At 35.3% G+C, this 9,539-nt stretch carries 9 protein-coding genes and 1 pseudogene; 7 read left to right on the plus strand and 3 right to left on the minus strand.

Translation table 11 applies throughout. From position 1 onward, the window contains the following. Nucleotides 1-191: 191 nt before the first annotated feature. Nucleotides 192-1,634, minus strand: a complete 1,443-nt coding sequence (locus AC07XN_RS21320) for a M61 family metallopeptidase (RefSeq protein ID WP_494744516.1) — start codon at nt 1,632-1,634, stop codon at nt 192-194. 204 nt (nt 1,635-1,838) lie between these two features. Between AC07XN_RS21320 and rpmH the strand changes: the two genes are divergently transcribed. The 5 genes from rpmH to AC07XN_RS21345 all read left to right on the plus strand — a co-directional run bounded on the left by rpmH (nt 1,839) and on the right by AC07XN_RS21345 (nt 5,733). Beyond that, nucleotides 1,839-1,994, plus strand: coding sequence for a 50S ribosomal protein L34 (rpmH, locus tag AC07XN_RS21325; protein ID WP_309921952.1), 156 nt, complete (start codon nt 1,839-1,841; stop codon nt 1,992-1,994). A gap of 102 nt (nt 1,995-2,096) precedes the next feature. Next, entirely contained in the window at nt 2,097-2,561 is a 465-nt protein-coding gene (rnpA, locus tag AC07XN_RS21330) for a ribonuclease P protein component (RefSeq protein ID WP_494744517.1), read from the plus strand. A gap of 136 nt (nt 2,562-2,697) precedes the next feature. Then, the gene (locus AC07XN_RS21335; protein WP_309921958.1) at nt 2,698-4,362 is read left to right on the plus strand and encodes a S41 family peptidase; all 1,665 of its coding nucleotides are present in this window, start codon (nt 2,698-2,700) and stop codon (nt 4,360-4,362) included. A 122-nt stretch (nt 4,363-4,484) separates the two neighbouring features. Then, entirely contained in the window at nt 4,485-5,168 is a 684-nt protein-coding gene (tsaB, locus tag AC07XN_RS21340) for a tRNA (adenosine(37)-N6)-threonylcarbamoyltransferase complex dimerization subunit type 1 TsaB (RefSeq protein ID WP_494744518.1), read from the plus strand. Between the two features lie 25 nt (nt 5,169-5,193). Continuing rightward, nucleotides 5,194-5,733: a DUF2480 family protein gene (locus AC07XN_RS21345; protein ID WP_309921965.1), complete on the plus strand. Its 540-nt coding sequence runs from the start codon at nt 5,194-5,196 to the stop codon at nt 5,731-5,733. Between the two features lie 58 nt (nt 5,734-5,791). Here AC07XN_RS21345 and AC07XN_RS21350 read toward each other — a convergent pair whose 3' ends face one another. Further along, nucleotides 5,792-6,982 (minus strand): ATP-binding protein, encoded by a 1,191-nt coding sequence (locus tag AC07XN_RS21350; protein ID WP_494744519.1) that lies wholly within the window; start codon nt 6,980-6,982, stop codon nt 5,792-5,794. A 148-nt stretch (nt 6,983-7,130) separates the two neighbouring features. Here AC07XN_RS21350 and AC07XN_RS21355 point away from each other — a divergent pair. Further along, a pseudogene (locus AC07XN_RS21355) lies at nt 7,131-7,268 on the plus strand (DUF2480 family protein); the annotation flags it as partial. A 42-nt stretch (nt 7,269-7,310) separates the two neighbouring features. Here the strand turns inward: AC07XN_RS21355 and AC07XN_RS21360 are convergent. Next, nucleotides 7,311-7,832, minus strand: a complete 522-nt coding sequence (locus AC07XN_RS21360) for an HNH endonuclease (protein WP_309921971.1) — start codon at nt 7,830-7,832, stop codon at nt 7,311-7,313. A 342-nt stretch (nt 7,833-8,174) separates the two neighbouring features. On the opposite strand from AC07XN_RS21360, the gene AC07XN_RS21365 reads away from it, so the two are divergent. After that, nucleotides 8,175-9,338: an AIR synthase related protein gene (locus AC07XN_RS21365; RefSeq protein WP_309921974.1), complete on the plus strand. Its 1,164-nt coding sequence runs from the start codon at nt 8,175-8,177 to the stop codon at nt 9,336-9,338. The last annotated feature ends 201 nt before the right edge of the window (nt 9,339-9,539 follow it).

Here is a 9,539-nt window from a genome sequence, read left to right on the forward strand (position 1 = left end):
GTAAATGAGGATGCAGTTTGAAAAAGTGATACAACCTTTCGGAATTGATTTTGTACAGCCATTGGAAATTTAGGCTTTCCTTTAAAACTTCCTAAATAATAGTTGTATAAATCATCGTTATCAAATTCAATTATCATAACAAAAATATAACCTTTTAAGTTATAAAATGATAGGTGTCTTAAAAAAAATCGCTACAAATTTAACCACAACTTTAGGTTTTCGTTCTCTGAATCCAACAATTCCAAATGAATTTTACCCTCAGGGTTGCGTTGCATGCTAATACCAAAGGCTTGGAGTAGCTCATTTACTAAATCTTCTAATGGAATATTGCCTTCAATACAATTTTTAAAATAGTCTTTTAAAGACCCTGCATATACTTCTTCACAAACTTTTTGATAATCTTCTATTGAATAACCCTCACCAGTTTTACCAAAACGTTCCCACATTAGTTGCATAATACTGCCTAAAGAACGACGATGACCAAACTTCAAACGAATCATCAAATCCAGTATTAAGGCTACTACAGCTCCTTTCTGATAAATGGATACTCTGCGATTAGGAATAGCTTGTGAGTAACCATCTAACCACAAGTCGTAAGACGATTCAGTGAGCGACTGAAACGCTCGTCCATCTTGTTCAAAATGACGTTTGATGACAGTCTCTAATTCTTTTAGATAAGCTTCTATATTAAATACACCCGATTGTACTAAGAATAAATCGCCAAAATAAGTAGTGACCCCTTCTGCTACAAAACCTGTCGTGAAATAATTTTCTTTGGTAAAATCATAAGGCATCATTTCTATGGGACGAATTTTGCAGATATTCCATGCATGATACAATTCATGTGAACTAACTCCCAGTAAATCTGTGTAAAGTCCATCGCCTTCTGAAGCTGGCCCCAGCACAATCATGGTAGAATTACGATGTTCCACACCATGATAAAATGAAGTGGGCAATATCCAATTCATAAAATGATAATCCTTTTCAGGGAAATCGCCCATTATTTCAATCTGCTTTTCTGTAAATTTTTGAAAGTCTGATAATATTTTTTCCCAGTTTGGAATATAATTCCCTAAAAACCAGACAAAAAAATCTGTATCTGCTACTCGATAACTTTTATGTTGTAAATAAGGACTTGCTAATAACGGACAGTCAACCAAATGATAATAATCTTGTGCCAGTAAAGTATTAGGTTCATTTACCTTGTTTGGCAAACCACAGACAATCTTATAATCATCTGGTAAAGAAATACTTACTTCACAAGCTTCATCCATTCTGCCTTCTACATAAGGCAAGCAGTTTACAAAATTGATGTACATCGTACTATCATCCACAAACGAACTTCCAGCATTTTGCACATTGGCAAAGTAAGTAAAAACTACTTTAATAGATTGAATATCAGTCGTATTTACTCGCCATCTATCTTTAGTGATTTTCCCAAAGCTAAGGAGGTTGCCTTGTAAATCAACTATTTCAAAGCGTTGAATATTTTTAGCAAAATGCTGTAATTCATAGCGCCCTGGTCGCCATGCAGGCAACTGAATTTCAAGCGTTTCTGATTGAATATTATCAATCAGCATTTCTATGTTTAGCAGATGACTTTGCGGTTCTTGAGAAAAAATTTTATAATTCATATTTTGATAAAGCTTTTCAGTGTAACATAAAATTAGCCTTCACAATAAGTATTTGTATCTAAACTTTCAATAATTTTTATCAAAGATACTCATTATCATTACCTTAGTGTCAGAAAGTTTTTAGAAAGAATTTGCAACTTCAAAAAACTTCTGTACCTTTGCAGTCCTGTTTTAGAAATATAAGAATTATAAAGATATAATGCCATGAAAAGAACATTTCAACCTTCTGTAAGAAAAAGAAAGAACAAGCACGGATTCCGTGAAAGAATGTCAACTCCAAACGGTCGCCGTACTTTGGCTGCTCGTCGTGCAAGAGGAAGACACAAATTGACAGTTTCTGACGAGAAAAGAGGTAAATAGTCTTATAGTGTGAACAATTTGAAAATTTGAAAATTAGTAGGGTTTGAAATTTGTTTTATGACATTTTCAAATCAGCAAATCTTCAAATTACCAAATTAAAGCATGAAGTTTACTTTCAAAAAGTCAGAACGACTCAGTTCTAAGAAAGTTATAGATAAGCTCTTTGATAGAAAGGGTAGTGAAAAAATCAACTCGGTTTTTCTCTACCCTTTTCGTGTTTCTTATATTTTCAATAATGCTGATGCCGTATTGACAGAACCAAGTGCGGAATTGTTGGAAGATGAGGCTAATAAAGAGATATTGGAAGTCTCTTCTATCGAAAATCCAACATCGCCATTACCCGCTATTTTAATTTCGGTTTCAAAACGATATTTTAAACATGCTGTTGATAGAAACCTCATCAAGCGACGTACGCGCGAAGCCTATCGTTTGAACAAACAGCTTTTATTGGAAAAACCTTCTTCACAGATTCCAGCATATATTGCTTTTGTGTATATTGCAAAGACGATAGAAGATTATGCCAAAATAGAAAAATCGATGAAAGCGATTTTCAAAAAAATGGTTTAGTGACAGTATTTCAAATAAGCTAAACAAATTACGCCAAGCCTGATGAAATACTTCTACAACCTTCTTCGTTTGGTTCTTTGTACAAATACATAAAGAATCCTTTCCTTAATTGTTTTCTTTAAAAATTTTCTGACAAATGAATATAAAAATGTCTGCTAAGTCATTAATAATCACAGCAATTACTGTGATAGGTTTTTCGTTGGCATCATTTACGGAACCGGGCGAGCGTTTCTTTGAAATTGCCAAAAACTTAGACATTTATGCTACGCTCTTCAAGGAATTGAATCGCTATTATGTAGATGAAATCAATCCGAACAAAACCATCAAGACTTCTATTGATGCGATGTTGAAATCGTTTGACCCTTACACTGTGTATTATGCCGAAGATGAAATCGAAGATTATATGACGATGACTACGGGTAAATACAATGGTATTGGGATTGTAACAGGCAACAGAAATGGCAAAATCGTAATTATGCTGATTGATGAAGGCACACCCGCCGAAAAATCAGGATTACGCATTGGGGATGAAATTGTAAAAGTAGATGGCGTAGATTTGGCAGCACGTAAAATTAACGATGCTGGCAAGCTCATCAAAGGACAAACAGGTACAGCCGTAAGAATAACTGTAAAACGTTATGGCACAGATAAATTAGAAGAAGTTTCTATCGTACGTGATGTAGTAAAAATGAAAAACGTACCCTACTACGGCATGATTAATAACGAAGTAGGCTATATCGATTTAAAAGACTTTACAGGTACGGCGTCTAAAGAAGTACGTACAGCTTTTACCGAACTAAAAGGTAAGGGTATGAAAAAGTTAGTCCTTGATTTAAGAGAAAACCCAGGAGGGCTTTTGAATATGGCAGTGGATATTTGTAATATTTTTCTTCCAAAAGAATCTGAGATTGTTTCAACCAAAGGTAAAGTAGAAGATTGGAATAAGACTTACGTAGGGTTGAATGCTGCCATAGATACAGAAATGCCAATAACAGTATTAACCAACTCAAGAAGTGCTTCGGCTGCTGAAATCGTTGCGGGTGTGATTCAAGATTATGACCGTGGTGTATTAATCGGACAACGCAGTTATGGAAAAGGACTTGTTCAAATAACCCGTGATTTGACTTATAATACCAAACTAAAAGTAACTACGGCAAAGTATTATATTCCAAGTGGACGTTGTATTCAAGCGATTGACTATAGTCACCGTAATCCAGATGGTAGCGTAGGTAAATTGCCAGATTCGTTGCGTAGACCATTCAAAACTGTAAAAAGTGGTAGAGTAGTGTATGATGGTGGAGGTATTTTGCCAGATATTGAAGTGGATAGACCTTATCCTGCTGCCGTTACGTTGGCTTTATCGAATCGATATATTTTGTTTGATTATGCCATTAAGTATCATTTTGAACATCCGTCGATTAAACCAGCGAAAGATTTTGAATTAACAAATGCTGAATATAACGACTTTGTAAAATGGGCAGTTACACAAGATTTTGATTATACCACTCAAGCGGAAAAAGACCTTAACTTATTAGAAGCTTCAGCTAAAAGAGAACGCTATTATGAGAATATCTCAGAACAGTTAAAGTCGCTTAGAAATAAACTTTCGCATAGTAAAGAAGCAGACATTATGAAATTTAAAGACGAGATAAAAACAGCTTTAGAACAAGAAATAGTAGTGCATTATTATTTACAAAGAGGTACGCGTGAGCAATCTTTCGCCAAAGACCCTGAAATTCAGGAGGCTTTGAAATTGTTTACAGATATGCCACGTTATCAATCAATTCTGAAAGGAAATTAATCAATAATGTCTTAATAAAAGGTAACAATATTACGAATGGCGTTAGAGAAATCTATCGCCATTTTTATTTGCCACAGCTTGGATGTAATTTTGTAGCAAATTAATTATTTATTAATATTCCAATGGCATTAATCCTTAGCATTGATACTTCCACCAAAGTATGTTCGGTTGCTGTTCATCAAGATGGCAAAATATTGGCTTGTAGCGAGCTTTTTACTGAAAAGTCTCATTCAGGAATGCTGACTACCCTTTGCGAAAATGTAGTAAAGCAATCAGGATTTACTTTAAATGAATTAGACGCTATCGCTGTGGCGAAAGGACCGGGTTCTTATACGGGTTTACGCATTGGTGTTTCAACGGCCAAAGGTTTTTGTTTTGCATTAGACAAGCCCCTGATAGCTATCAATACTTTAGAGGCAATGGCTTATCAAGTAAAAGATTTTTTTCCTGCCAATTATTTGCTTTGCCCGATGATTGATGCTAGAAGAATGGAAGTGTATTGCACTATAGTAAAGACCAACCTAACCAGTATTCTAGAAACAGAAGCGAAGGTTATCGACGAATATTCTTTCATTGATTTATTGAATACCCAACCTATCGTTTTCTTTGGCGACGGAGCAGACAAATGCCGAGAGTCTATCTCGCATAATAATGCCAAATTTTTAGAGATACCTATCCTTCCTTCTGCTAAAAGCATAGGGTATTTGGCAACTAAATCTTTTGAAGAATCGTTATTTGAAAACGTAGTAAGCTTTGAACCTTTCTATCTAAAAGATTTTGTAGGGACTCAGCCCAAGAAAATATAAACCGATTCATTAAATCGTAAGCGATATGGAAGATATCATTATCAATAAAGTAGCGAGTAGCGGTCTAATCTCATTCGACCTTGAGGAGCTTTACCACAAAGGAGAGAGAGTTGTGTATGACTTGAAAGATAATCTTTTTATGGGCATGATTTTAAAGGAAAAAGACTTTAGAGAATTCCTTAAAAATCATGACTGGTCGCAGTATGAAGGCAAAAATGTTGCAGTTATCTGTTCAGAAGATGCTGTAATCCCTACTTGGGCCTATATGCTATTGACCTTGAAACTACAAGACTTTGCCAATTGTATTGTTTTTGGAGACTTAAAGGCCTTGGAAGATAAGTTATTTTACGAAGCCCTTGCTAAAATTAATCCCGAAGAATATCGTGGAGCAAAAGTTGTCATAAAGGGTTGTTCAAAAGTACCCGTACCAACCAGTGCTTATGTAGAAATCACAAGGTTATTTAAACCTTATGTACAGTCATTGATGTTTGGCGAGCCTTGTAGTACGGTGCCGCTTTATAAAAAGGCGATGGTTAGACAGAGTGTTTCGGTGAATCAGGAATAGAGATACAAAACATCTCTATTCCTGATTCACCGAAACAATATTGTGGAGGTAACTTTGCTTACATTTCAAATAAAATATTTACATCCGATTTTAAGAAATCTTGCCATGGAATACCACTATTTCCTATCAGTAAGACCTTATCATGACGCATCTTTTTGGCAAAAGCTATCATACCCTTCGCACTTTGTGTACGACCGCTTTTTACTTCAATACCAATAACTTTATTTGATTTTTTTAAAACAAAATCTACTTCATCGTTGCCTTCTCGCCAATATGAAACCTCTGTTTTTTGTAATCTTTGTGCCCTTATTAAATGGACTCCAATTGCAGTTTCAACACATCTACCCCAAATTTCTGGATTTTGGATAGATTGTTTAAAGCTGTAGGGGTTATAAACTGAAGAGAAAGCTGTGTTTTGAACTTGCCATTTCGGAATCGACATCTTTTGTCTAGCTATATCTGGAGCATATTTTTCAAGACCAACCAATAACCCTGCAGAGTCTAAGAGTTCAAGATAATGAGATAGCGTAGTTGTATTTCCAGCATCTTGTAGCTGTCCCAAAAGTTTAGTCATGGATAAAATCTGACCAGAATAACTACAGCCTAATTCAAATAATTGCCTTAATAATGCGGGTTTATCAACCCTTGTCATCATTAAAATATCTTTCGAGAGCGTTGTTTCTATTAGACTTTGTAATACGTATTCTCTCCATCTCTCCTCATCTACAATTAAAGAAGCCGCACCAGGATACCCACCAAAATAAACGAATTGCTCTACTGAAAGGTCAAAAGCTTCTTGCATTTCAGCAAAAGACCAATGGGTCATTTGTATTATCTCAAAACGACCTGCTAAGGATTCACTTAGTCCACGTTGCAAAAGCAATCGTGCAGAACCTAATAAAATCACCTTGATATTTCTATTTTCAAAGGTGTCTTTATCCCATTCTGTTTTTATTATTTCTGCCCAATTATCAATTTTTTGTATTTCATCAATAATTAAAATACATTCTCTAGCACCACTGTTAATTAATTGAAAACGTGCTAATTGCCATTGCTGGCTAATCCATATACTATTGGCAGAAGGCACTCCATCAGCAGCTACAAAGACTGTAGGCACATCAATTTGAGTGATTAATTGCTTAACCAGCGTTGTTTTCCCTACTTGCCTAGGGCCCATAATAACCTGAATGAATTTACGATTGTCTTCCATTCTTTTTTTTAGAATGGCTATTTCTGATTTAATAAACATAATTTTGCTCAATGTATTGAGTAAAATTACGATTTATATTGAGTAAAATAAATTTTATGGTTAAATATTTAAGAATTGTATATTTTGAAGGGATTGTATGGATGGATCTAATGAAAATAACTAAATAGAAGTCCTTATAAAAAGAGTTATACCAACTAGTGCTTATGTAGAAATTACGAGATTATTTAAGCCTTATCTACAGTCATTAATGTTTGGCGAGCCTTGTAGTACGGTGCCTTTGTATAAGAAAGCAATACAACGAGCTAGTAGCTTAATCAATCAATAAATGAAAAAGAGGTCGCCCATCAATGAGCGACCTCTTTTTGGTTTATTGAACAAATGCTTTCTCTTTTCTTTTTCCCAAGAAAGGTAACCAACTTTCTTCTATACTTCCACCAAAATCTCTTAAAAACATCACAAACGAAGGCTTATAAGGTTTGGTTTTTAAAGGCATTCCTGCTTCTTCTGGGGTAAGGTCTCCTTTTCTTGAATTGCATCGCTTACAGGCCGTAGCAAGGTTGTCCCATGACGTTCTTCCTCCTCTTGATTTGGGCAATACATGGTCTAACGTTAAATCTTCAGGTGTTCCGCAATATTGACATTGTCCACCGTCACGCCTAAAAATATTCTGCCTTGATAACATTACGCCTTTATAAGGCAAATACACATAACGATGTAAACGAATGACCGAAGGCATGGGGAAAGACTGAGAGACACTTCTTAATTGTTCGGTGGCAGATTCAGATATTAAATCGGCTTTTTTTAGGAAGACCAACAAAAAAGCTTTAGGAATCGAACAAACGGTTAAAGCACTATAATCTTGATTTAAAACTAAAACTTTCCGACCCATAATCCTTAAATTTTAATGTTGAAAGAATATACTTGAACTCGTGATTGCTTTGGTAAATAGACTACTGATTGATGCGTTTTTAAGAGGTGTTATTAATGATTTGGTAAATTACTGATAAATTTTGAAAAAATAACGTCTTGATACACTTTTTTGTTGCGCTTAATCTTTTGTTAATCAGAAGTTTATAATAGCGTTAAAATCTGAAAAGAGTAGCTTGATTATACCCTTTACCAAGAATTTTAATAGCAAATATCCTTTAGTAAAGCTTTGAATGAAGTTTTTTGTTGAGATAAGCGTAACTTTGTAGCATAGATTAATAAAACGAAAAAAGTAAAGCGCATAATGACCGATCGTTACATGCAAAGAGGTGTTTCTGCCTCTAAAGAAGACGTACATAAAGCCATCGAAAAACTTGATAAAGGGCTTTTTCCGCAAGCATTTTGTAAAATTTCTCCAGATATGTTAGGTGGCGACGACACCTATTGCAATATTATGCACGCCGACGGTGCAGGTACTAAATCATCATTGGCTTATCTTTATTGGAAAGAAACAGGTGATGTTTCTGTGTGGCGTGGCATTGCGCAAGATGCCGTGGTGATGAATACGGATGATTTAATTTGTGTGGGTGCAACGGATAATATGTTGTTATCAAGCACAATTGGTCGTAATAAAAACCTTATTCCAGGCGAGGTAATTGCTGAAATCATCAACGGCACTGAAGAGGTACTAGAAATGCTTAGAGACAATGGCATTGGGATTTGGAGTACTGGTGGCGAAACAGCAGACGTTGGCGATTTAGTAAGAACAATCATTGTAGATTCTACCGTAATAGCTAGAATGAAACGTTCAGACGTGATTTCTAATCATACTATTCAAGCAGGAGATGTAATTGTTGGATTGGCTTCTGACGGACAGTCGAAATACGAAAAAACATACAATGGTGGAATGGGTTCTAATGGCTTAACTTCGGCTCGTCATGATGTGCTTGGTCATTATTTAGCAGATTTGTATGCTGAAAGCTTTGACCCTGCCGTACCAAAAGATTTGGTTTATAGTGGCTCAAAGCGCCTGACTGATGAAGTAGTAGGAGCACCATTGAACGTAGGTCAATTAATCCTTTCACCTACTCGTACTTATGCACCCGTTGTAAAGGCGATATTGAACGAATTAAGACCTGTAATACATGGTATGGTACATTGTTCTGGTGGGGCACAAACAAAGGTGCTACATTTTGTAAATAACGTACATATTATTAAAGATAATCTTTTTGCTTTGCCTCCATTGTTTAAAATGATTCAGGAAGAAAGCAATACAGATTTCAAAGAAATGTATAAGGTTTTCAACATGGGGCATAGACTAGAAGTGTACATAAACCCACAATACGCCCAGACTTTAATTGATATTTCAAAATCATTTGGCATTGATGCTCAGATTATTGGTAGGGTAGAAGGCTTTGAAGGTAAACAAGTAACGATACAATCTGAATTTGGAGAGTTTGTTTATTAATTCAAACCAAACCAATTATTCCTTTTAAAACGTAACAGTAATCCTTGCGGTTACCGTTTAGAGTATGATAGAAAGACAATCACTAGGGAGGGACTTAAGTCCCTCCCTAGTGATTATAAACAGAATTGTTAAGGTTTTGTTTGTTTTCTCTTTTTAAGGAATATTATATAAAACACAAACTTTTCCTATTAGGGGGTGGCT

This window comes from Arcicella sp. GW458-12-2-14-TSB2, from assembly GCF_059423785.1.